This window comes from Planktothrix prolifica NIVA-CYA 540 (genome assembly GCF_963864145.1).
GTDB classification, from domain to species: Bacteria; Cyanobacteriota; Cyanobacteriia; order Cyanobacteriales; family Microcoleaceae; genus Planktothrix; species Planktothrix agardhii.
Map to the genome: position 1 here is coordinate 5008648 of NZ_CAWLTW010000001.1, position 23342 is coordinate 5031989.

Below are 23342 nucleotides of genomic sequence, written 5' to 3' on the forward strand. Positions count from 1 at the left end.
CGAAGGGGGCGAGGGGGTTAAACCCCATAAAATTAATGTTTATGCAATCTAATGGTGGCTTAACCAATGCCCAAAAATTCCAAGGAAAAGATAGTATATTATCAGGGCCAGCCGGAGGAATTGTTGGCGCAGTTCAAACCAGTTTAAAAGCCGGATTTCAGAATATTATTACTTTCGATATGGGCGGAACATCCACCGACGTCGCCCATTTTAACGGCGAATATGAACGACAATTTGAAACCGAAATCGCCGGGGTGAGAATGCGAACTCCGATGATGGCTATTCATACCGTCGCGGCGGGAGGAGGTTCAATTTTAAGGTTTGACGGGTCAAGATATCGGGTTGGGCCAGAGTCAGCAGGCGCAAATCCTGGGCCAGCTTGTTATCGCAATAGCGGGCCGTTAACGGTTACGGATGCTAATGTCATGTTAGGGAAAATTCAGCCCCAATTCTTTCCGAAAGTATTTGGAAAAAACGGCGATTTGCCCTTAGATGCTGAAATTGTTCGCCAAAAATTTAGGGAATTAGCAATAGAAATTCAAACCCAAACGGGAGATAATCGCACCCCGGAAGAAGTTGCTACGGGATTTATTACTATTGCGGTTGAAAATATGGCAAATGCCATTAAAAAAATATCCCTACAACGGGGTTATGATATTTCTAATTATACCCTTTGTTGTTTTGGCGGTGCAGGCGGTCAACACGCTTGTTTAATAGCCAATACATTAGGAATTAAACAGATATTTATTCATCCCTACGCTGGAGTTTTATCGGCTTATGGGATGGGGTTAGCCGATGTGAGAATATTACGAGAAAAAGCCATAGAAAAACTATTAACTGGAAATTTAATTTCTGATTTAGAAGCCAGCTTTTTAGAGTTAGAAACAGAAGCAAAAGCAGAATTAGAAAATCCAGAATCAAAAATAGCAATAATTCTGAAACTCAATCTTAAATATGAGGGTACAGATTCTATATTGTCGGTTAATTTGACCCCCCTACCCCCCTTAGTAAGGGGGGAGAAAGAGAGGTTAATTATTACAATTCCGTGTTAATGACTTTAACCCAACAATTTGAACAACAACATCAAACCCGCTACGGATTTATTAAACTGAAAAAAAACTTAATCGTTGAATCAATTAATATTGAAATTATTCAACAAATGGATACTCCTGAAGAACCCATATTAACCCGAACTCGAACCACACCTCCAAAACCTATCGCAACGGTTTCTATATATACCAATAATCAATGGCAAAATACCCCCATTTTCCCAAGAAATGATTTACAACCTGAAGATATTATTAACGGCCCCGCTATGATTATAGAATCTATTGGTACGAATATTATTGAACCCGGTTGGCAAGCAGAATTAACAGCAAAAAATTATTTAATCTTGAAGTTAAACCCCCCCTTGTTAAGAGGGGAAGGTGAGGAAGAAATTTCTAATTTGTCTTTATCTTTCCAGGAAAATCAACAAACGTCTCACCCTCCTTTACCCAGAAAAGGAAGTGCAGAAAAAACATCTCACCCCCCATTGCTAAGGGCGGGACAGGGGGGGTTAAAAGCTGACCCTGTAAAATTAGAAATATTTAAAAATCTATTTCAATTTATTGCCGAACAAATGGGAATTACCTTGCAAAATACCGCCAGTTCTGTTAATATTAAAGAACGGCTTGATTTCTCCTGTGCCATTTTTGATCAAAACGGTCAATTAGTAGCAAATGCGCCCCATATTCCCGTCCATTTGGGGTCAATGGGTGACAGTATTGAAAGTTTAATTGCTGCAAAAGGTGAAACCCTTAAACCTGGGGATGTTTATTTATTAAATAATCCCTATAATGGGGGAACCCATTTACCAGATGTTACTGTAATTACTCCGGTTTTTACCCCCCCTAGCCCCCCCTTAGTAATGGGGGGAAATAGACAGGAGAACTTCTTAGTAAAGGGGGGAAATAATCAGGAGAACTTCTTAGTAAAGGGGGGAAATAGACAGGAGAACTCCTTAGTAAAGGGGGGAAATAATCAGGAAAATCCTACTATTTTATTTTATGTTGCTTCCCGGGGACATCAAGCGGATATTGGGGGAATAACACCGGGTTCAATGCCACCGAATAGTACAAATATTGAACAAGAAGGGATTTTAATTGATAATGTTCAATTAGTTAAAGAAGGTAATTTTTTAGAAACAGAACTCTTGAATTTATTAACATCTGGAAACTATCCCGCCCGAAATCCAGCCACCAATATTGCCGATTTACAAGCTCAAATTGCAGCCAATGAAAAAGGTGTTCAAGAACTTTTGAGAATGGTTGAATATTATGGGTTAAATACTGTTAAAACCTATATGCAGTTTGTTCAGGATAATGCGGAAATATCGGTGCGTAGAGCCATTAATGTATTAACAGATGGTGAATTTAGTTATGAAATGGATAATGGGGGAATAATTAAAGTTAATATTAAAATTAATAAAAATAACCGTAGTGCTAAAATTGATTTTACCGGAACTTCTCCCCAACTCCCTACTAATTTTAATGCTCCAAAATCTATTTGTAAAGCTGCGGTTTTATATGTATTTAGAACCTTAGTTGATGATAATATTCCCTTAAATGCGGGATGTTTGAAACCCTTAGAAATTATTATTCCTGACGGTTGTTTTTTAAACCCCGGTTATCCGGCGGCTGTAGTTGCGGGAAATGTGGAAACCTCTCAAGTTATTGTTGATGCCTTATATGGGGCTTTAAACGTGATGTCGGCATCCCAAGGAACGATGAATAACTTTACCTTTGGAAATCAAAATTATCAATATTATGAAACCATTTGTGGCGGGTCGGGTGCGGGAATTAATTATCATGGAACCGATGCGGTACATACTCACATGACTAACTCCCGTTTAACTGACCCGGAAGTATTAGAATGGCGTTATCCAGTATTATTAGAAGAATTTAGTATCCGAGAAAATAGTGGGGGTTTAGGAAAATTCAAAGGCGGAAATGGTATAATCAGAAAAGTTAGATTCTTAGCAACCATGACCGCCGGAATTTTATCAGAACACCGCATTATTCCCCCCTTTGGATTAAATGGTGGACAACCTGGGTTAGTGGGTAAAAATTATATTATTCGTGATAATGGCACTGTAGAAAACTTAGAAAGTACCGCAACAGTAGAAATGAATATCAACGATATTTTTGTAATTGAAACTCCCAGTGGCGGAGGCTACGGGCACAATCAATAACCCAAACAAATCTTATCCCATTCGTAATTCGTAATTCGTAATTAAATCTGTTTTCTCATCACTAAACAATTGCGATGATCTTCTAATCGTATATAATATAATTCATCCATTAATTTAGACATAAAAATCAGTCCTCTACCTCCTTCATGCTCTAAGGGGTCAGTGTGCATTTCAAGTACAGACTCCAAGGCTTTTTCTAAGTTAAAGGGTTCCCCCCTGTCCCAAATTTTTATTTCAATCCAGGGGGAAAATATCCTAATTTCTAACTCAATGGGTGTTGTTTCAGGTAAAGCGCAATGAGCATGACGGACAGCGTTAGTAAATCCCTCCGTCAAAGCAATTTGACACTGATGCAAAATACCATCAGGTAGAAAATCAGCGGCAATTTTGTCAAACCAAAATAACACCTCCTCTAAGGCGGTTAAAGCGGTTTTTACCTGAAGATTTGATTGTGCTAGTAGTGCTGCATTACTCATCAGTTCCCTACATAGCACCGCTATTTCTATTGAATACAACCATGATAGTTTTAACAATCAACTTCATATCGTACATCAAACTCCAATTTTCTTGATATTTTAAATCTAAACGAATAATATCCTCAAAATTTTTAACCTGAGAACGACCATTAACCTGCCATTCCCCCGTCATCCCTGGTTTAACATCTAATCGTTGCCATTGAGGAACTTCATAACGTTCTACCTCATCAGGTGTCGGTGGGCGGGTTCCAACTAAACTCATTTCCCCGGTTAAAACATTCCAAAATTGTGGTAACTCATCTAAACTTGTTCGCCGCAAAATCTGACCTACTTTTGTAATTCTAGGGTCATTATCATTCTTAAAAATCGCTCCTTTTGCTTGATTAGGAATTTTATCTTTTAAGGCTTCAGCATTGGTACACATAGACCGGAACTTCCAAATACGGAATCGTTTTCCCATCCAACCACAACGCACCTGACCAAAGAAAATTGGCCCTGGACTATCTAAACGAATCGCAATAATAATTGGAACCGCTAATACCGATGAAATACTTAAACCAACAATAGCACCCGTTATATCAATTAATCGCTTCAGCCAAGACCGCACAGAAGGATGGGTCACGGGAAGACGATGTTCCCCTCTGGTTTTATCCTTGAGTTTATCGTCCGCACTAGGAGGTTCAATGGTTAATACCTGGTCAAGAGACGTCAGGGAAAAAACCGCCATTACCTGAGAACCAACGGATTTTAAAACCAACTCAATTCCCTTAGCTTTTGTGGTTTTCAGGTTACTAATCAGAGCCCCAATGCCACTACTATCAATAAATATAGTTTGGCTAAAATCAAGAATAATTTTTTTAGGCGGAGGACTAAGAGAAATAACATTCTGAAAAGTGGTTTTAAAAGAAACCGCTTCTAAAATACTCAAGCGTTCGGGTAAACGAACAGAGGCGATATCTCCTGTTAGGATAATTTGAAATTTTTCTTCTGGAACCTGACCAACCATCTCCATAATTTGCTGAGTAGTTGTTGTTAATTTTGCTGCTCTGTTTTAATCATACTCAAAAGAAAATAAGAAAAGGCGTTGGTTAAGTGCGAAAAGTCGGACTAATCCTTTTCTGTTATGACAATAGCATCCCAAATTCCTATTATTTTAATCTCCAAAACTAATTCTACCCTAAAATTTCCCCTACCGCCAGACGGGTTCCATTTACAAAATCCCAAGCGGACTGTATTCGTTTACCTGCCAATTGGACTTGGGTGAGTAATAATAATCCCTCACCTGTTTGTATTACTAGCCCAAAACGCTTAATCAGGGCAACTACCTCTCCGGGTTGTCCTGAAAGTTGAGATAAATTCGGCCATTGTTGTAACAAATTTTGGTATTCCGGGGGAAATTGAGGGTGATATTCCGGTGCTAAAGGAACCGTAGCACAAACTTTTAAGGGTTTTTCTTGAAATGATGTTATACAGTTGGGGTGAAAAGCTCGAATTTGGTTATGTAAAGCGATCGCAGATTTACTCCAGTCTAAATCATAATCGTCATCTTTAATTAAGGGAGCATAGGTCGCCAAAGTATTATCTTGAGGAATAGCTGCAATTTCTCCTCGGTCTAATTTAATTAAAGTTTCTACTAATAAATCCGCCCCCAATTGGCCTAACCTTTGTCCTAAATCCGTGGCATTTTCTAATAGTCCAATGGGTGTCACTACTTTTAACAACATCGGCCCGGTATCCATCCCCGCATCCATCAACATCGAGGTCATTCCTGTTTCGGTTTCCCCGTGATATAAACACCATTGAATCGGAGCCGCACCCCGATATTTGGGGAGGATGGAGCCATGACCATTCACACATCCCAACCGAGGCATCTCCAGAATTTCCGGGGACAAAATTTGTCCATAGGCCACCACCACAAAAACATCCGCCTGAGCCTCTCGCAACAGTTTTAAGGTGTTTTGATCTTTTTTCACCCGCTTGGGTTGCCAAACCGATAATTCATGGGTTTGAGCCAACATTTTCACCGGAGAAGGGGTTAATTGACTGCCCCGACCTCGGCGTTTATCCGGTTGAGTCACCACCGCCAAAACTTCAAATTCAGGGTCGGCCAATAATCTTTCTAAACTCGGAACGGCAAATTCAGGCGTACCAAAAAAAATGATTTTCATTTGAGGGAATAGGGAATAGGGAATAGGGAATGGGTAATGGGTAATGGGTAATGGGTAATGGGTAATGGGTAATGGGTAATGAACTGATTTATGGGGGATTTATTCGTCAATTAATTAACTCTTAAACTGATGACTGATGACTGATAACTGATAACTGATGACTGATGACTGATTTATGGGGTAATGGCTACTTCAATTCGACGGTTTAGTTGTCGATTATTTGCAGAATTATTATTAACTGCGGGACGATTTGCCCCGTATCCAATTGCGGCCCAGTGGTATTCTGTACCAATCGCCTCGGATAAATATTTCATCACCGCTTCTGCGCGACTAAAGGATAAATCTAAATTTTGTTGAGAACTGCCTTGATTATCCGTATGACCCATAACCCTAACAGCAGAACCCTTATAGTTTTTAATATCAGCAATAATCGTATCTAAAATCACGTTAGCCCCGGGACGTAAAATTGTACTACCCACATCAAACAACACATCACTAGGAAAAGTCACCACCAGGGTATTAGAACTTTGACGACGTTCAGGCGTGGCTGAAATAGGTGGCGGAGCAGGTTTATTACTTCCTGAACCCGAAATCGGGGGTGCAGAAGCCAATTGCTGTTCCAGAATTTGTAAACGCTCCTCTAGGGGTTCCGTGGGACGACTGGCTCCCAATTGACTTTCCACGGCCGCCGTCCGTCCAATCAAGGTATTTAACTGTCCCTGTAACTGCTGTAACTGTATCCGCAGTTGTTGACGTTGGGGGTCAGTTAACCGTTGACTGGGTGCGGGAATCGGTTGCGGAGCCGGAGGACTAACCATTGGCGGCGGGACTATTCCCTGGGAACCCTGATGCTGAAATTGATTGAGCAATTGCTGCGTCAACGGAACCTCAGAACTCGAATTCGGATAGACCTGAGCCACGGCCATTCCCACCAACCAAGCAATAGAGGAACCCACCCCCAAAAGTAGGAGATTAAACACCATCGTCCCAAAGAATAAGAAGCCTCGAAATCGGCGAGGGGAGGGCTGGGAAGGTTTGGGGCGGGGCTTTGCAGATTGGGTCATAAATCGGTCTCCTTAATTGGAGGCGGGGGTTTTGGGGGAAGTTTGGGGATTCGCCTCGGTGTTACTCGCTAAATTACTCACCTCTAAATTCCCATCAGGATTAAACGTCACCTTGAAATCGGCCAAAGGCTCATTGGTTTGACGACTTCCTACAGGTTTATACAATAAATCCGGCAGTGGTGTTTGTTTCGTTTCCGTTCCTAGTTCCGGGTTCAAAGACTTATAACCCACAATTGCCCCATCTTTGGCCACGCTCACCCGATAGATTAAGGGAGTTTTTACCGATGCTGTCGGTATCCAGGCTTGAGTGAGCTTTTCAATTAATTGAGCTTTTAAATCCTTAAGTTCTTGGGGATTGGTAATCGGGGGAGGACTGGAAAGATTAGGGGGTAAAGATTGCGGTACGGTTGTTTGGGGAGAAGACCCTTGGGGGGGAATGGCTGTTGGTGTAGGAACCGTTGAGCTTTGGGTTTGCGGTTGCAGTTTCGGGTCTTCGGGTCGTTTAATATCGGGAATCGGTAAAGCAAACAAAGCCAAAGCGGTTAAGGCCAGACTCGATATCCCAATTGCTGCTGGAACAGCCCTTTGAGCAATAGGCTGTTCCGGTTTGAGATAACGTTTAGACAGGGGTTGTAACTGGATAGACAGTTCGGGTAAAGTCTGGCTATCGGCCAAAAATTGATCAACCGCTTCCACCAAATCAAATAATTGTACCGTGGTCAAATTGACCTGAACTGGCGGCGCAGCAGCTAAGGAAACTTCATCCGAAGACTTTTCCTGGGGAGGTTCATGAACGGTTAATTGATGTAACTCTCCCGCAATCGGGTGTAATTCGACTAACTCCGGTTGCTGACGGAAGGATTCCGGGGCTGTTAGTCCACTGAGGAACCCTTGAACATAGCGACTAACCTGTCGAACTAAACTTTCAAAAAACTCCCGTCCTCCGGTGATGGGCTGGGGATAGCCGACAAAATGACATTCTGCATTCATCAGAACATTTAAACTAGCCCGTCCATCGGATTTACCATCGCTTCCGGTGTTATAACCCTGCAAAATTAGTTTGCAGTTCGGTAAACTGTATTGACGTTCAATCGTCATGAGAATTCTCCATCAAACAAACTAATCCAAAATCGCTGCATTCCAGCCGTCCCTGTACAAAAAAGCAGTTTCTCTAACAAACGTATCCCTAACTCGTTTAACTTTTCATCGGAACTATAGGCCATCACCAACGCCCGCCGAGGATTCATCCGACTGCGGAAATGCGCCCGAAATTGGGTTAAGTAGTTGGACAATTGTAAATGTCGTTCAATCGGAATTTGTTTTTGGGTTAGGGCTTCATAATCCATGAGTAACTGCCGAATTCTGACCGTTAACCGTCTTCCCAGGTTAGAGATAATCACGACTAAGGCTTTGGCTTCTAACAGACTCAGCGCCCGACGCTGGCTAAATCGGCGTAACGGATTGGTACTGCGGATTCGCCACAATTCTACCCGATTGGGGATGACCGTTTGTAAATCCAGTTCTGAGATCACGACCAGCATATATTCTGCCCCCCCCAGATACAAGGCTTCAATCGCCAGTAACATTAAATCAATTTCTAAACGGGCGCGACGTGGACATCCGTTCGACAGGCTCACGACCTGGCCTTTTTCACCAAACGGTAGATCGGGTAAACTGTCCAATATAATTGGAATTGACTGACTTTGAGACTGTTCTAACTGCATTACACTCACAGCAATATTAATGTCAACACATTAATGGTTATCGGAATAGTTAGGGAAGACACAACAATGCCATATTGACACTCCCGGTGCCTAAAGGCGTGGGGATTCTTTGTTCATAGAGCCAACTTGCTCAAACAGGATTTCTCCAGCCCGAGTAGAGGTCGATTCTCCCAAAGCGTTGCTCATGTCTAGCATGAAAGTTCCCATAAGCCCTACGGTACTCAATCCTCGACTAAGGATATTTCTAGCTGCGTTTTCATCTCTATCCACGACACAACCACACCTACAAACATGGGTTCTAGTAGATAGCGTTTTCTTAACAATTTCACCACAGCTAGAGCATTCTTGGCTGGTATATTGCGGATTTACCGCCACAGTGACTCTTTCAAATACTTTACCAAAATATTCAAGCCAGACACGAAACTGATACCAAGATGCGTCATTAATAGACTTAGCTAAACAATGATTTTTTACCAGATTTTTAACTCTCAAATCTTCGTAGGCTATCAAGTCGTTAGACTGAACTACGCACCGTGCTAATTTCATAGCATGGTCTTGGAGTTTACCCTGAGCGTAGTCGAATGGGTTGCCTACTTATTTTGAGATGGCGTTTCCCTAAAATCTGTCTAGCTTTGCCTCGATTTTTTGAACCTTTTACTTTTCTGGAAATCCGACGTTGTGAACGTTTAAGAACCTTTTCCCCTTGACGGAGAAATTTAGGATTCTCAACCATCACACCATTAGAGTCGGTGTAGTATTCCTTCAAACCCACATCTAATCCTATCGTATTTCCAGAAGGCTTTGTATTTTCTTTACGGTCAACATCGACACAGAATTGAACATACACGCCGTCTGCACGTTTTACTAATCTCACCCGTTTTATTTGGCTAATTTGGTAAAAGTGTAAGTCGCGCGTGCCTTTTAACTTGAGTTCACCAATATTTTTTTTATCGGTAAACTTTATTGATTTTCGATCATCTGCAAGTTTCCAACCCGTTGATTTATATTCAACAGAACGACAGTTTTTCTGGAATTTTGGATATCCTTTTTTACCAGGAATTGACTTTTTGCAGTTCTCGTAAAAACGGGAAATAGCAGACCAGGCTCGTTCGGCGCTAGATTGTCTAGCTTGAGAGTTGAGTTCATTAGCAAACGGAAAATTCTTAGCAAGCACGGCGCAATATTTGTTTAGATCATACTTATCTATTTTTTTGTTATCCATCCAATAGCGCAAACAACTATTGCGGACAAATTGTGCTGTACGAATCGCTTCATTTACTGCTTCAATCTGACTTGCTTTTCCGTAAGATTTGAACTCAAATACTAACATTGCCTTACCTCTCGCCTTACTTCTTATGCTATATATTTCAGCACAAGATTGGCTGATATTGCAACAAAGGTTTACAATTAAAGCCGTCGTAAAACGACGTGGTTTTAAACCCATTTTTCTGATAACCTTCGTGATCTCCATCGCTTGAGAACACAATTTTCTAGTGTACGATTTTTCGGGCTTGGTGTTCCCATGATTCAATTTTACCCCCCTTCCCCCGAATCGCTGCATCTATTAAAGCCATGACCTGCGACAAACAAAAAAAATTGTTAACACAACATGGCTATTTCAGACTAGGTTTTAAAGTAGACAGAGGTTAGGGAAAAATATTTTCCCTGTTTTTCCAACCGCCTCAATTTTTGAGGTAGTTTGGGTTTCGTGGCTTGATAGTTGACATCCTCCCGACACCAAAGTTCCTTATGGTGCGGGTCTTTTTGCTCCCATTTTTGATAAACAATGCAGAAAATTAGTTCAGAGGAATTACTCGCTTTATACAGTCAGGGTAAACGGGATTTTGGCGCTATTGATTTAAGTGATTCAGATCTATTTGAAGCCAACCTGGAGGAAATTGGCTTGGCGGGTAGTAATTTAAACCGGATTTATATACCCTATTCCAACCTCAGCTACGCTAATTTACAGAAAACCCAAATTCAGGAGGCGCAACTGGGGGATACACAACTTTATCAAGTGGATTTATCCGAATCGAATTTACAAGGGAGTACCTTATTTCGATGCAACCTTCGCCATGCTGATTTAAGGGGTGCTAATTTAAGCTATTGTAATTTACAAGGGGCGGATTTATCGAGTGCTAATCTAATGTCAGCCGACCTCAGACATACGGATTTGAGTAATGCGAATTTGGAAAATGCCAAGTTAACAAATGCCCAATTAGCTGGATGTAATTTATTCCGATCCAAAATGGCAAATTTATCCGATGCAAACTGTGATCAAACCACCATCGGGCCGGATGGATATTAAACAATAATCCCTAGAAAAATGGTTATTATCGTTATTGTCATTAATATTTTAATTTCTCTGCTGTGTTTATATTTAGCGAGAAAAATCTGGATGTTGACATTAACAATTAATCGTTTAGAAAAAAAGTTAATCCTGATGGAACAACGCACCCGTTTTGTTTTGGAGAAAGCCCCCAAGTTTATTAATTCTGGACAACAGGGAACTACTAAACTCCGACAAAAATATCATCAACTTCAGGTACAACAACAACAACTCGAACAAGCTCTGGGGTTAATTTCCTTGGCCGTTAGGGTCTGGCCAAAAGGAGGAAAACCCAGAAAATCAAATCTCTAGGAACAAAATTGTTAAAATAGATGGAATTGGTACTGCGATTCAATATGTCAAATCAACGGTTAGGACGGTTTTTAGGGGGTTTGGTTTTGGGGTCGGTGGTCGGTACGGTAGTCGGTTTATTGGTGGCCCCTCGTTCGGGGAAAGAAACCAGACAGTTAGTTAAAAAATCGGCCGAGGCTTTACCGGAACTCGCAGAAGATCTATCTACTAATGTTCAAGTGCAGGCTAATCGACTTTCGGAATCTGCATTACGCAATTGGGATGAAACCTTGATTCGTCTCAAAGAGGCGATTTCGGCTGGATTAGAAGCGAGTCAACAACAACAAACCTTCTATAATCCTGAAGCCCAAAAACCTATCTCTGAGTCCTCAAAAACCACAGGAGAACGCTAGGGATCGGAGATTTTTCCTGAAAATCGCTATACTAATGGGGACGGACGAAAATATTTTGTTGTTAATGGAAATCCAGTGACTGAACCTTTATTTTGGCTTGGACTGTCACTGTTTTTTGTTGCAGTCAGCCTTACTGCTGTTGTGATTGCGGCTTTACCTGCTTTGCAAGCTATTGCAAGGGCGGCTCGGAGTGTGGAAAAATTGGCAGATACTCTGGCGCGGGAATTTCCTCCCACTTTGGAATCAATTCGGTTAACGGGGTTGGAAATTACCGAACTCACTGAGGATGTCAGCGAGGGGGTACAAAGTGTGGGTCAAGTGGTCAAACAAGTCGATCAAGGCTTAGATAGTGCTAGACTGCAAGCAAGAAAATTGCAATCTACCACGGGCGGTATTTTTACGGGAATTCGAGTGGCTTGGAAAACTTTTACTCGCAAACCTGCTACTTCTGAATCGCAACGCCGATCAGCCAATCGTTTACCCGGAAATAGCAGAAATTTACATCAGTTACGGGAACGAAATCTTCAACGCTTGGAACTTTATTCCGATACTAATTTTGAGTTAGAAGATGAAGATTTAGGCGAAAGTTATCATTCTTTGAATCAAAGAGATTAGGATCTATAGCAAGTTTAAATTAAAATGAGAGTGATTGTAGAAGGAGTAGAAACTAAAGCCGAACAAGAATTTTTGCGAGATCATGGTTGCAATTGTTTACAGGGATATTGGTTTAGTCGTCCCGTAGAAGCCCAGGTTTTTGAGCAAATGCTGAGGGCAAATTCTCAAGAAACAACGACTAAACCCCTATCATCATTTAGATAGTTAAATCCAAAAAGATTATGCTTTAACCATTAATTGTGCTTGGATTTGAGTAATTAAATCTTTCAGTCCGCCCGTATTTAAACGATAACTTAAGGGATGGGCAATTAAGTAGGCCGTACTTTCAAATAACACCTCAATTTCCGTTAATCCATTTTGCTGTAATGTTTTACCCGTAGAGACTAAATCCACAATAGCTTCAGACATTCCCGTAATTGGCCCCAATTCAACGGAGCCGTAGAGAGGTATAATTTCTACAGGTAAATCCAAACTCTCAAAATACTCGCTGGCACAGTGGACAAATTTGGAAGCGACCCGACTATGGGGTGGTAATTCTACCGGAATTTGATAGGGACTTGATTGTTTAACCGCAACCGACATCCGGCATTTTCCAAACTTGAGATCAACCAGTGAAGCCACTTGAGGCTTTTTCTCTCGCAGGACATCATAACCAACAATACCTAACTGGGCTTGACCATATTCGACATAAACCGGGACATCTTGCGCCCGCACTAATAATGCCTTGGCCTTTTGGGTGGGATCATAAATTTGTAGTTGTCGATTGCTGGGATCTAAAAAAGCACTAAAATCAAGTCCAACGGCTTGCAGAAGTCGAATTGTATCTATCAATAAAGCGCCTTTAGGCAGTGCTACGGTGATCATAGGAATGAGGAATGATAGGATTTAGGATTTATCAGTGCAGTTCGCCGAAAATTCGGTATCTGTTGAAACGACAATAATTACCCTAACTTTTATTTACCAGATTATGGGACAGTTAACTCTGGTGATTGGCAGTAAAAATTATTCTTCTTGGTCATTGCGTCCTTGGTTTCTTCTGAAGCAAGCCGGAATTAATTTTTCTGAAATTTTGATTGATTTAGGCAATCCCAACACCTACAAACAAATCCGGCGCTATTCTCCATCGGGGAAAGTTCCGGTATTATTAGATGGAGATTTAACGGTTTGGGAATCCTTAGCCATTTGTGAATATATTGCTGAAAATTTTATTCATGATTTATGGCCGCAAAACTTAGAAGCCCGGACTTATGCGCGTTGTATAAGTTATGAAATGCACGCCGGATTTATCAATTTAAGGCAACAAATGCCGATGAATTGTCGGACTCGTTACCCCAGAGAAGGTATGAAACCGGATGTACAAAATGATATTGATCGGATCACGGCAATTTGGCGGGAATGTCGAGAAAAATATGGCTCTCATGGTGAATTTTTATTCGGAAATTTTACGATTGCAGATGCGATGTTTGCCCCGGTTATTTCTCGATTTGTTACTTATGATGTCAAGTTAGGAGAAGTTGAACAAGCTTATGTTGAAATGATTTGGTCACTTCCAGCCATGCAACAATGGATTGATGCGGCTTATTTGGAACCGGAAATGATGCACTTTTGAGGGAGTCTTAATATAACCTGTAGTATTAGTAGGGGAGTATCAATTGAACCTGCCCCTACGGTTTGATTAAAATCAATGGTGATTTTTGTTAACATTAATCTGTATTAACTAAATAGGCAATTTCCTGAACCCAACGTTGTCGTTCTCGATGATCTAAATTCAGAATTTCTTCCCGTGACCAGTGAAAGTGAAATGCAATAAAGGCTACCTCCCGATATAACTCCTCTTGGGGGTAGCCTATAACTCCCCCGTGGTAGAAATTGTTGATTCTGGGGGGTTAATGGCGTTGTAAACTTCCTGTAAATATTGCCAGTCCGTGAGAAACAGTGCTTCTAAATCTTCTGGGGTGACGGGGGATAATTCCCCTAACTGGACAATAACCCGCGAAAGTAGGATCAGAGTCCCATAGGCTGGATTTTCCAAGCTGCGGGGGTCGGTCTGGTACAATTCATCTTTACCTGTGGCTAGACGCATTTCCCCGTCCCGGTGTCGTCTGTCTTGGTTGTCTAGTAACCCGACGGGTAGGGAAAAACTAAAGGTGATTGGAGATTGGTTTTCCATCAAACATCGTTAATTCAGGGTTGATCATAAACTGGGGATGGGGTGGGAGAGTCGGGTTGGTCTTCCTCTAAGTCATTGATGTAGCGATAAAACTTTTGTAAATAGCTTAAATCGGAGGCAAATAGATTTTCAATTACCATGGGTGAAATTTCTTCTAAAGTGCCTAACTGAGTAATAACACGAGAGAGAATAATTACAGTAGCATAGGCTGGATTTGATTTAACTCTAGGATCACGCATGGGAACAATTTCATCAATAGCCCGGGATAGTCGCATTACACCTTGACGGTGACAGTCGCCTTGTTCATCTAGGTATCCTTTGGGTAGGGTAAACTCAAATTCAGTTTGGATCATGACAAGGATTTAGGAAGGGTAGGAACTCGCTGAAAGCTTTCTACTGCTAATTCTAGTTCCTCAAAAGCGAGATCTGAACCAGAAACAATGTTATCAGCAACGGTGTAGGAAACAGGCCAAGCACCTTTAAAATTAAACCGAGCACCTTCTTCACTACTTTGGCGATAGATGACTAAGGAACCATCATAACTTTGAGTTGCCCATTGACCTGCTTGCACATTTTCAATCCACTTCCATAGGGTAGTTGATGCACTTAGACCGCGACGCAAATTAATATTATTAACTTTTTCATTTCCCGGCATTTTTGTTCTGAGGACTCGTCCCCGTTTAGCTTTCCCCCAAGGTTGGGGAAAAACTTCAGCTAATTCTATTAAACTTTGGGTATATTTAAACCCTTTGCATTCCATAAAATAAGCATCAACAGGATCGCTACTTCCATTTAGTTTTAACTCAACATAAAAGCGAGCAATGGTAAGAATCTCTGATAAATTTTGTTTTAATTGGTCTTGATTAATTTGCATACCAAATAGGGAATAGGCAATAGGCAATAGGCAATGGGAGAAAGACAGGGAATAGGCAATGGGCAATGGGAGAAAGACAGGGAATGGGCAATAGGTAATAGCAATAGAGAATATCTTTACCCATTACCCATTACCCATTACCCGCCAACCCTCAACACCTTCTTAAAGCTTGCTTCCCCCAACAGGAACCCGAATCATCCCGGCGTGGGCAACCTCAATGGTTTCTTTAAAAATATCGGCACTGTCAGCTTTGACTTGAGTAGTTTTGTATTTAGCGGGAATGGCATCTTTAATATTCCATCGGGCGCCTTCTGAACCATCTTGTTTGTAGAAAACCAGGGAAGCTTCATAACGCCGAGCCATGGTTTGCCGACCGCCTTTTCCCATTGCTTGCGGGTGTGAATCCACATACCATTGCAAGAGAATATCGTTGTCAATTGCTGTTACAAACTCCAGGGTAATATTTTGATAACTGACGGTAGCCGGGGTGGTTTGTGTATCCGTAGCCAAGCCCTTACGGGTTCCGATGGGCTTACCTTCAGAAGCCGGATCAATTGTAATTGAAAGTCCACTAGCTTTGGAAATCAGTAACCTTGTATTATTATTAATTTCTAAGTAAAAGCGAGAAACTGTCAGGTATTCCATTAGGCTTCTCTGAGTTGCTGCTGTCATTTTAAATATTCCTCCTGATCAATAGTTAGATTGATTTTGTTTTAACTTAGTGTCGCTCATGTCCGCCGATTTATCGGGGGGTATGTTGTCAATTACGAATTACGAATTATCAATTACGAATTAATGAATTAGGAGTTAATGGATTAATAAATTAGGAGTTAGCTAATTGTCTCGTAATTCGTAATTCGTAATTCGTAATTGATTATATGTCATCGACCACCATAGGTAACGGCGGCACCACTGACGGATTTGACTTTATTAATTCGTTCAGCCACCAGTTCATAGGTTTCTACTGCTAGATCTTGACCTGTGACGTCCGCATCGGCAATGGAGTATTTTTTCGGCCAAGCGCGTTCTAAATTCCATCGGAGGATTTCCCGACCGTTGGGGTCATAAACAACAACTGAGCCACTTTTACGGTTATTTGACCAGTTACCGTTACCGCCCTCACTAACGGGTAAGCATTCTTGAAACCATTTGTACATTTGAGCGCTGGCACCTTGGGGGGAATCGCACAGGTAAACTTCAACGGTCATGGCGGGGTTAGAATCATAACCGCCGGAGGTGGTTTGTCGGTCATGAATTCCGCCTTTTGATGAACCTATGGGTTTGGCATTTCCTGTAACTTTACCTTCATAGGAAATTTGAGCCATACTTTTGATTTGAGCCTGAGTAATTCCGTCAAACTCAACGTAAAATCGAGAGGCAACAGTAGTAACAACTCCGACCATGTTTTTATTCCTTTTGTAAGTTTTTAGTGGGGAAATTAGGAATGGGGAATGGGGAATGGGTAATGGGTAATGGGGAATGGGGAATGGGGGAAAATAATTACTATGCAGTAATGCTGTTGATTAACCTTAATACCTGAAACCCTAAACCCCAAACCGGGCTTGTATTTAACTGGATTCGCCGCCTTCTTCTTCGTTTTCATCACCGGTGATCTGACTCATGCGGAAGATCACAAATTCAGCAGGACGGACGGGAGCTACTCCAACTTCAACATACAAACGGCCTAGGAGCATCGTTTGTGGGGTATTAATTTCTTCGTCACACTTGACATAGTAGGCTTGAGCCGGACTACCGCCCACTAGAGCTCCTTCGCGCCAGAGGGAGTCGAGGAAATTACCGAGAGTGCGTTTAACCCGTTGCCAGAGGTCTTCATCGTTGGGTTCAAAAACGACCCACTGGGTTCCCTGTTCAATGGATTTCTCAATGTAGCTCATCAAGCGACGGACGTTAATATAACGCCATTGAATATTATCCGCTTCCACCAGGGTACGGGCGCCCCAAATCCGTAGACCACGGTTGGGGAAACTACGGACACAGTTAATTCCCAAGGGGTTTAATAATTCCTGTTCACGGAAGTTGCAGTCATAACTCAAACCGACCAGACCACGGGGGACTTCATTGGCGGGAGCCTTATGGACGCCTCTGGTTTCATCTACCCGTGACCAGACGCCTGCAACATATCCACAGGGCGGAATGGAAATCGGACGTCCGGCATTCCGGGGGTTGGGAACTCTGATCCAAGGATAGTAGAGGGCCGCAAATTGAGAACGACGGTTAAAATCTTCGGTGAGCCAACGGGCCACGTCTTGGGGTTTAACCCGATCAGGAGGAGTATCGAGAATTACCATCCGGTTGGGTGGGTTGGGGATATCACCGGCCGTCGCACCTTCACTGAGACTGAGCATCATATCCATGATCCCATGAAGCTGATCGAGATTCATCAATCCGGCTTCGTACACGCGCATTAAGTCGGGACAGGCAACAATGGTCACGTCGTCAATTTCAAATAGACCCCGTACCCCTGTGCGATCATCCCGTCCACCTTCGACATATTGACTGAATAGTTCGGGCTGAACGTCTAGCGGCGGGGGACTGACTTCATAGAAGCCATTATTGGGCCGTTTTGCTAGGGGGCTACCTGTGAGGGAAATGTCTGTGATCTGAATATAGCTGGACTCTTGCAGGGCATTGAACACATAATCTGCTACGGCGACATCAGCCTGGGCGTTCATGGTCAGGTGTTCGTAGCGTTCCAGTTCCTCGCCACCTTGGGTGATGATAACGGTGAAGTATTCCCCTGTGTTCGCGGGCATAGCAGTTATTGCCCTTGCACCTGTACTTGCACCTGTACTTGCCTCTGTACTTGCCTCTGTACCTGCCTCTGCTGAGGAGGTTGGGGGTAGGGCGGGTGCTGGGGCTTTGGGTTGTCCTTCGGTAATTCTAACCCGGATGGTTCTCTCGCTAGGTGATACCAAAGCACTGTTAATGTTCTGGGTTGAGGCAATTCCGGGATCGCTTAGGGAAAACCGCAGGGCGGGACGTTTGGCGCGGTTCATCACCTCTGTACCTAATTCCGTTGGTGCTGGGGCGGCAGAACCTGGTAATCTGGTGCCGATACTGGTGACCCAACAACGGCCGCCACCGTTTAAAAACCAGCCGTACACTGAAAAGGGCAGGTAGGCGTTGAAGTCGGTGAAGCCGTCGGAATTGGGGCGGGCAAAATACTGGAGGTATTGGCTCCAAGTGGTGACTAACATGGGTTTGAACATTTCGGCACCACCGCGCACATCTTCGGTAAATCCGAGAAATCCGGCGATCGCGGTGGGGACTCCTGCTATTGGACGACTTCCTCTATCAACTTCTTCTACATACACACCTGGAGCAAAATAGTCAAGTCTTGCCATATTTCTTTTCCTTATATCAATATTTAGCTTGGGAGTGCTGCTCAACAATTGGCTGTGCAGCCAAGATGGGTTTTGTCCTGATTACTATTTACTATGGGGAGCAATACCACCGCGCACGTTAATGTGCCTAGATTAAGGTGAAATAGACCCCAGGGGTTATAGACTTTGGTCGAAATTTTTGGGCTTTTTGAAAAGGTTATCTGGATGTTGGGTATTGTCGGCCATTGGTCAAGATATATTTAACATTACTTTATTTTTCTTATTAATTTGTTAGATTTCTAAACAAATGTACTGAGGATTGAATCGCAAAAATTAAATTTATATCTGAAGATGGATGTTATATTAAAAAATAGCGTTAATTACACAAGCTGCCTTCTGGGACATCAAACTATATTAGTTTTAATTGGACTTGATATGCGGGTAAATCAACTTAATCACACTTCCAATCAAAGGCCAGCAAGTGTTTCTAGGCAGATACCTAAGAGCATTTTACCGGAAACAATTGCAGTTATGCTTGTAGCCAGTGAATTGCCTTTTTGCAAGAGTTTGCAGGTATTACTTAAGGTTTATAACTTGAGTTCGTCATGGCAAATTAAGCTAGTTGGTAACACGAGTTCAATTCAACCTGTACTGAGTATGGCTGACCAATATAAACCCGGTTTAATTTTCCTAGATTGGGATTTATTTAAGACACCTGATCAGGGTACTGAAATGATCAGAAGTTTAAGTCAGAAATCAGAACAAAATCAGAATGATAGCAAAATTTTAGTGTTGTCTTCTTTAGGAGAAGAAAGTAGTATCTTTGAGACGATGCAAGCCGGAGCTTGGGGATATCTGTTGAAGGAAAATTTACCGACGCAACTCCCTATTGCTATTACCTCGGCTCTGAATAATCAAGTTTATTTATGTCCAGAAGTTGCAGCCAAATTCTTTCGAGCTTTTCAGATAAATCAAGGTAAATCAACAGCCACTCAACCCAATAAATCATCTAATCAACCGAGGGAATTAAATAGCTCTAATCCCTATAATTTAACACATAGAGAACGAGAAGTCTTGAAATTGTTGGTGGAGGGATACCGAAATCAAGAAATAGCTAGTTCCCTTTATATTACCGTAGCAACAGTCAAAGCCCACTTAACAACCATATTTGAAAAATTAGATGTAGATAGTCGTAGTCGAGCGATTGTTCGGTCGTTACATCTGGGTCTTGTTTAAAACCAATTAAAGTATGAGTAATTATTTAGGTATTGCCACGGTGACGGCAACATTGCAGAGGATGTTACAACAATCTGTGCAGATGGATGTGGAGGGGGCAAGGGTGACAACAAGCCGCCCAGAAAATACCGGGGGAACTCCAGAAACAGGAATTAGCATTTACCTCTACCATTTGAAGCGCAATACCTCTTTAGGGAATGCAGATATGCCACCCCGTCAAAGGAAGGGAGAATTAACAAAGCGGAATCAATTACCTATAGATTTATACTATCTGTTAAGTTGTTATGGAAATGAGATCGAATTAGAGCCTCAGCGCTTATTAGGAAGTGCAATCCGAACCCTGGAAGATCGAGCGGTTTTATCCTCTCAAATGATTCGAGAAACTGTTAATGATCCTAGTTATCCTTTTTTAGCAAATTCTGATTTATCGGAACAAATTGAGATGATCCGAGCGGAATTTGTTCCGGTTTCAACGGATGAATTATCGAAGGTTTGGTCGGTCTTTTTTCAAACCCCTTATGTTTTATCTGTGATCTATAAAATTACAGTTGTGGTGTTAGATGGTGAGGAACCTGCAATGGTAGCACTTCCAATCCGCGATCGCAGCCTAAACGCCTGGACATTTAGCAAACAACCGACGATTGATTTTGTCATGTCAACCGAAGGTAGATATCAACCGATTTTCAGCCATAGTACCTTATTAATTCGAGGTAAAATGCTTGCTAATGCCAATGCCTCGATTAGAATTGGGGGTGTGGAAGTGGCGCCGGGTACGGTGCAAGATCAGGAAATTACCTTAGCTTTAACCTTAGTGCCACCAGAGGCACTCCGACCCGGGGTTCAGGCGTTACAGGTAATTCACGGTCAAAGGTTGGAGAGGGGAAGCACGAATGACTCCATGCAGGAGCGGGTTGAGTCCAATGTGGCTCCGTTTGTGTTACGACCCGGTATCAAGGAGGTGAATCTGCTGGATGGGTCAGGAACGGACGACGAGCCTCGTGATGCTGAGGTAGAAGTAGTGACAGACGTGAGGATCGGTCAAGATCAGCGAGTGATTCTGATTTTAAATGAACAGACCGCCCTACAGCCTGCCGCTTACATTTTTAACGCCCAGTCTCGGAATAATAATACTGTCCGTCTTATCTTCTTACTTAAAGCTGTTAAAAATAGCAACTATTTAGTGAGGATTCAAGTCGATGGTGCAGAAAGTCTCTGTCAAATTGATAGCGATCGCCATAGTCCCACCTTTGATCAGTATATTAGTCCAACGATCACCATCCCCTAGTAGTAAGCCCTTTAGGGCTTCTTCAGGGCCTATATACAAATCTAGCTAAGAGTTAAGAGTCCTAAAGGACTCACTACGAGTTAAGAGTCCTAAAGGACTCACTACGAGTTAAGAGTCCTAAAGGACTCACTACATTTTTTACTGAAAATGAACGCTGTTTCTGTGCAAGACTGGCAAAAAGCAAACCAAGAATCCCTGATGGTGGCACTGGCCCAAGTGCGACAGGTGCTGGAATGGAAAGCCAGTCAAGATAGTCAGACTCCAAAGCCAATAGCCACTTCCGAACTATCGGAGCATTCATCTCTACAACAGGTCTGTCGCATCTTTGGCTTGTCCACCTTTGAACGAGACTTATTGATGATCTGTGCAGGTATGGAATTAGACGCCAGTTTTGCCAGCTTGTGCGCCCTGGCTCAAGGGGACTCGCAAAAACTTTATCCTACCTTCAGTTTAGCCCTCAGTAGCCTAGATAGCCCCCATTGGAACGCCCTCACCCCTACCGCTCCCCTACGACACTGGCGATTAATTGAGATCGGTAGTGGATCGGCACTAACCCAGAGTCCCCTCCGCATTGACGAGCGCATCTTGCATTACTTGGTAGGAGTGCAGCACTTAGATGAGAGACTAATGGGAATGATTGAGCCACTAAAGGGAGAAAATCAGTTAGTCCCTTCTCACCAACAGTTAGCCGAACAGTTGGCAGAAACCCTGTCTCAGAGTGCCGGAAATGACATTGTACCAGCAGTGCAACTCTGTGGAGAAGATACCAGTAGCAAACGGGCGATCGCCCTATCCGCCTGCAAAATATTAGGACTGGATGCCCATTTATTAAGTGCTGATCACTTACCCAGCAACAGAAACGAACTATCTCAACTGCTGCGGTTGTGGGATCGAGAAGCGGTTTTGTGTAATAGTGCTTTAGTCTTGAACTGCGACGAAGTAGACGGTTCAGATCGGGACGGAAATGTCGTCGCCCATATCATTGAACAAATTAACAGTCCTCTGATTATAACTACACGAGATCGGATTAGTCAGAGACAGCGCCCCTTAGTGAATTTTGAAGTTAGCAAACCTACCAACTCAGAACAATACCTATTATGGGAGGAGGCGCTGGTGATGGAACGCGAGGAGTTGCCGGAGATTATAGAACACTTAGTCGGACAATTTAACCTGAATGCCCCCGCCATTGCTGCGGCTTGTGCCAGTACCCTCGGACAAATGGGGCTAAGTGAGGATTATGATCAGCTAAATAATACTTTATGGGAGGCTTGTCGCGCCCAAGCTCGTCCTCGGATGGAAGATTTAGCCCAACGAATTGAACCGAGTGCCAGTTGGGAGGATTTGGTATTACCTGAAATGCAGTCACAAACTCTGAAAGCGGTGATTGCCCATGTTCGCCAGCGCGTTAAAGTTTATGAAGGTTGGGGGTTTGCTAAAAAAGGCGGACGGGGTTTAGGAATTAGTGCGTTATTTGCTGGCCCTAGTGGGACGGGAAAAACTACGGCGGCGGAAGTGATGGCTCAGGAGTTAAATTTAGATTTATATCGGATTGATCTGAGTTCAGTTGTGAGTAAATATATTGGAGAAACGGAGAAGAATTTGCGACGGGTTTTTGATGCGGCGGAAACGGGTGGAGCGATTTTACTTTTTGATGAAGCGGATGCTTTATTTGGAAAACGTTCTGATGTGAAAGATTCCCATGACCGCCATGCAAATATTGAGGTTAGTTATTTATTACAACGGATGGAAGCTTATGGAGGTTTAGCAATTTTAACTACGAATTTAAAGGGGGCGTTAGATAGTGCATTTTTGCGAAGAATTCGGTTTGTGGTGCAGTTTCCGTTTCCCGATGTGACCCAACGGGCTGAAATTTGGCGGCGGATTTTTCCCAAGGAAATGCCATTGGAAGGGGTGGATGTGAATAAATTAGCTAAACTGAGTGTAGCCGGGGGGAATATTCGTAATATTGCGATGAATGCTGCTTTTTTGGCGGCGGATTCTAATGAAGCTGTGACGATGAAACATTTATTAAATGCGGCTCGTAGTGAAAGTATGAAGATGGAAAAACCGTTAACAGATACGGAGGTAAAAGGATGGGTTAGTCCTTGAAACAGTTTGGGT

Annotated in this window: 25 protein-coding genes and 1 pseudogene; 11 read left to right on the forward strand and 15 right to left on the reverse strand. The window is 42.6% G+C overall.

What is annotated here, in order from left to right; all coding sequences use genetic code 11:
* Together AC559H_RS22320 and AC559H_RS22325 are read left to right on the forward strand one after the other, a co-directional pair.
* Positions 1-1052 (forward strand): hydantoinase/oxoprolinase family protein (locus tag AC559H_RS22320; protein WP_272944315.1); only part of this gene is annotated, 1052 nt, incomplete at its 5' end.
* 107 nt (positions 1053-1159) lie between these two features.
* Positions 1160-3232, forward strand: coding sequence for a hydantoinase B/oxoprolinase family protein (locus tag AC559H_RS22325; RefSeq protein WP_237745563.1), 2073 nt, complete (start codon positions 1160-1162; stop codon positions 3230-3232).
* Between the two features lie 41 nt (positions 3233-3273).
* Here the strand turns inward: AC559H_RS22325 and AC559H_RS22330 are convergent, their stop codons facing one another.
* From AC559H_RS22330 to AC559H_RS22360, 7 genes and pseudogenes are all read right to left on the reverse strand, one after another.
* Positions 3274-3708 (reverse strand): ATP-binding protein, encoded by a 435-nt coding sequence (locus AC559H_RS22330; RefSeq protein WP_026788529.1) that lies wholly within the window; start codon positions 3706-3708, stop codon positions 3274-3276.
* Between the two features lie 7 nt (positions 3709-3715).
* On the reverse strand, positions 3716-4714 hold the full coding sequence (locus tag AC559H_RS22335) for a sugar transferase (RefSeq protein ID WP_026788530.1): 999 nt from the start codon (positions 4712-4714) through the stop codon (positions 3716-3718).
* A gap of 166 nt (positions 4715-4880) precedes the next feature.
* Positions 4881-5876 (reverse strand): methionyl-tRNA formyltransferase, encoded by a 996-nt coding sequence (fmt, locus tag AC559H_RS22340; RefSeq protein WP_026794894.1) that lies wholly within the window; start codon positions 5874-5876, stop codon positions 4881-4883.
* Positions 5877-6049: 173 nt separating this feature from the next.
* Positions 6050-6940, reverse strand: a complete 891-nt coding sequence (locus tag AC559H_RS22345) for an OmpA family protein (RefSeq protein ID WP_026794893.1) — start codon at positions 6938-6940, stop codon at positions 6050-6052.
* Between the two features lie 12 nt (positions 6941-6952).
* The gene (locus tag AC559H_RS22350) at positions 6953-8038 is read right to left on the reverse strand and encodes a DUF4335 domain-containing protein (protein WP_026788533.1); all 1086 of its coding nucleotides are present in this window, start codon (positions 8036-8038) and stop codon (positions 6953-6955) included.
* On the reverse strand, positions 8035-8664 hold the full coding sequence (locus AC559H_RS22355) for a DUF3038 domain-containing protein (protein ID WP_026794892.1): 630 nt from the start codon (positions 8662-8664) through the stop codon (positions 8035-8037). The genes AC559H_RS22350 and AC559H_RS22355 overlap by 4 nt, the downstream gene beginning before the upstream one ends.
* Before the next feature lie 90 nt (positions 8665-8754).
* Positions 8755-9994, reverse strand: a pseudogene (locus AC559H_RS22360) (RNA-guided endonuclease InsQ/TnpB family protein).
* 456 nt (positions 9995-10450) lie between these two features.
* On the opposite strand from AC559H_RS22360, the gene AC559H_RS22365 reads away from it, so the two are divergent.
* From AC559H_RS22365 to AC559H_RS22385, 5 genes are all read left to right on the forward strand, one after another.
* Positions 10451-10972, forward strand: a complete 522-nt coding sequence (locus AC559H_RS22365) for a pentapeptide repeat-containing protein (RefSeq protein ID WP_026794891.1) — start codon at positions 10451-10453, stop codon at positions 10970-10972.
* A gap of 18 nt (positions 10973-10990) precedes the next feature.
* Entirely contained in the window at positions 10991-11305 is a 315-nt protein-coding gene (locus AC559H_RS22370; protein WP_026788536.1) for a hypothetical protein, read from the forward strand.
* Between the two features lie 44 nt (positions 11306-11349).
* The gene (locus AC559H_RS22375; protein ID WP_026794890.1) at positions 11350-11697 is read left to right on the forward strand and encodes a YtxH domain-containing protein; all 348 of its coding nucleotides are present in this window, start codon (positions 11350-11352) and stop codon (positions 11695-11697) included.
* A 75-nt stretch (positions 11698-11772) separates the two neighbouring features.
* Positions 11773-12312: a DUF948 domain-containing protein gene (locus AC559H_RS22380; RefSeq protein WP_043938888.1), complete on the forward strand. Its 540-nt coding sequence runs from the start codon at positions 11773-11775 to the stop codon at positions 12310-12312.
* A 24-nt stretch (positions 12313-12336) separates the two neighbouring features.
* Entirely contained in the window at positions 12337-12516 is a 180-nt protein-coding gene (locus AC559H_RS22385; RefSeq protein WP_026788538.1) for an EAL domain-containing protein, read from the forward strand.
* 15 nt (positions 12517-12531) lie between these two features.
* Here AC559H_RS22385 and hisG read toward each other — a convergent pair whose 3' ends face one another.
* On the reverse strand, positions 12532-13176 hold the full coding sequence (gene hisG / locus AC559H_RS22390; protein WP_026788539.1) for an ATP phosphoribosyltransferase: 645 nt from the start codon (positions 13174-13176) through the stop codon (positions 12532-12534).
* Between the two features lie 34 nt (positions 13177-13210).
* Between hisG and AC559H_RS22395 the strand changes: the two genes are divergently transcribed.
* Positions 13211-13921: a glutathione S-transferase family protein gene (locus AC559H_RS22395; protein WP_227350976.1), complete on the forward strand. Its 711-nt coding sequence runs from the start codon at positions 13211-13213 to the stop codon at positions 13919-13921.
* Positions 13922-14015: 94 nt separating this feature from the next.
* Here AC559H_RS22395 and AC559H_RS22400 read toward each other — a convergent pair whose 3' ends face one another.
* The 7 genes from AC559H_RS22400 to AC559H_RS22430 all read right to left on the reverse strand — a co-directional run bounded on the left by AC559H_RS22400 (position 14016) and on the right by AC559H_RS22430 (position 18721).
* Positions 14016-14189, reverse strand: a complete 174-nt coding sequence (locus AC559H_RS22400; protein WP_306439077.1) for a DUF6760 family protein — start codon at positions 14187-14189, stop codon at positions 14016-14018.
* Positions 14159-14482 (reverse strand): hypothetical protein, encoded by a 324-nt coding sequence (locus AC559H_RS22405; protein ID WP_026788541.1) that lies wholly within the window; start codon positions 14480-14482, stop codon positions 14159-14161. The genes AC559H_RS22400 and AC559H_RS22405 overlap by 31 nt, the downstream gene beginning before the upstream one ends.
* 14 nt (positions 14483-14496) lie before the next feature.
* Positions 14497-14835: a hypothetical protein gene (locus tag AC559H_RS22410; RefSeq protein WP_026788542.1), complete on the reverse strand. Its 339-nt coding sequence runs from the start codon at positions 14833-14835 to the stop codon at positions 14497-14499.
* Positions 14832-15356 carry a phage tail protein gene (locus tag AC559H_RS22415; protein WP_042155423.1) on the reverse strand — a complete coding sequence of 175 codons (525 nt, stop codon included), beginning with the start codon at positions 15354-15356 and terminating at the stop codon, positions 14832-14834. Before AC559H_RS22415 ends, AC559H_RS22410 begins: the two co-directional genes overlap by 4 nt.
* 162 nt (positions 15357-15518) lie before the next feature.
* Positions 15519-16028, reverse strand: a complete 510-nt coding sequence (locus tag AC559H_RS22420) for a phage tail protein (RefSeq protein ID WP_026794888.1) — start codon at positions 16026-16028, stop codon at positions 15519-15521.
* 209 nt (positions 16029-16237) lie between these two features.
* Positions 16238-16759: a phage tail protein gene (locus AC559H_RS22425; RefSeq protein ID WP_026794887.1), complete on the reverse strand. Its 522-nt coding sequence runs from the start codon at positions 16757-16759 to the stop codon at positions 16238-16240.
* 165 nt (positions 16760-16924) lie between these two features.
* Positions 16925-18721 carry a phage tail sheath family protein gene (locus tag AC559H_RS22430; RefSeq protein ID WP_026794886.1) on the reverse strand — a complete coding sequence of 599 codons (1797 nt, stop codon included), beginning with the start codon at positions 18719-18721 and terminating at the stop codon, positions 16925-16927.
* A gap of 510 nt (positions 18722-19231) precedes the next feature.
* On the opposite strand from AC559H_RS22430, the gene AC559H_RS22435 reads away from it, so the two are divergent.
* The 3 genes from AC559H_RS22435 to AC559H_RS22445 all read left to right on the forward strand — a co-directional run bounded on the left by AC559H_RS22435 (position 19232) and on the right by AC559H_RS22445 (position 23330).
* Positions 19232-19936: a LuxR C-terminal-related transcriptional regulator gene (locus AC559H_RS22435; protein ID WP_036832068.1), complete on the forward strand. Its 705-nt coding sequence runs from the start codon at positions 19232-19234 to the stop codon at positions 19934-19936.
* A gap of 13 nt (positions 19937-19949) precedes the next feature.
* Positions 19950-21221 (forward strand): Pvc16 family protein, encoded by a 1272-nt coding sequence (locus AC559H_RS22440; RefSeq protein ID WP_026794884.1) that lies wholly within the window; start codon positions 19950-19952, stop codon positions 21219-21221.
* A 147-nt stretch (positions 21222-21368) separates the two neighbouring features.
* Positions 21369-23330 (forward strand): ATP-binding protein, encoded by a 1962-nt coding sequence (locus AC559H_RS22445; protein ID WP_026794883.1) that lies wholly within the window; start codon positions 21369-21371, stop codon positions 23328-23330.
* Positions 23331-23342: the final 12 nt, after the last annotated feature.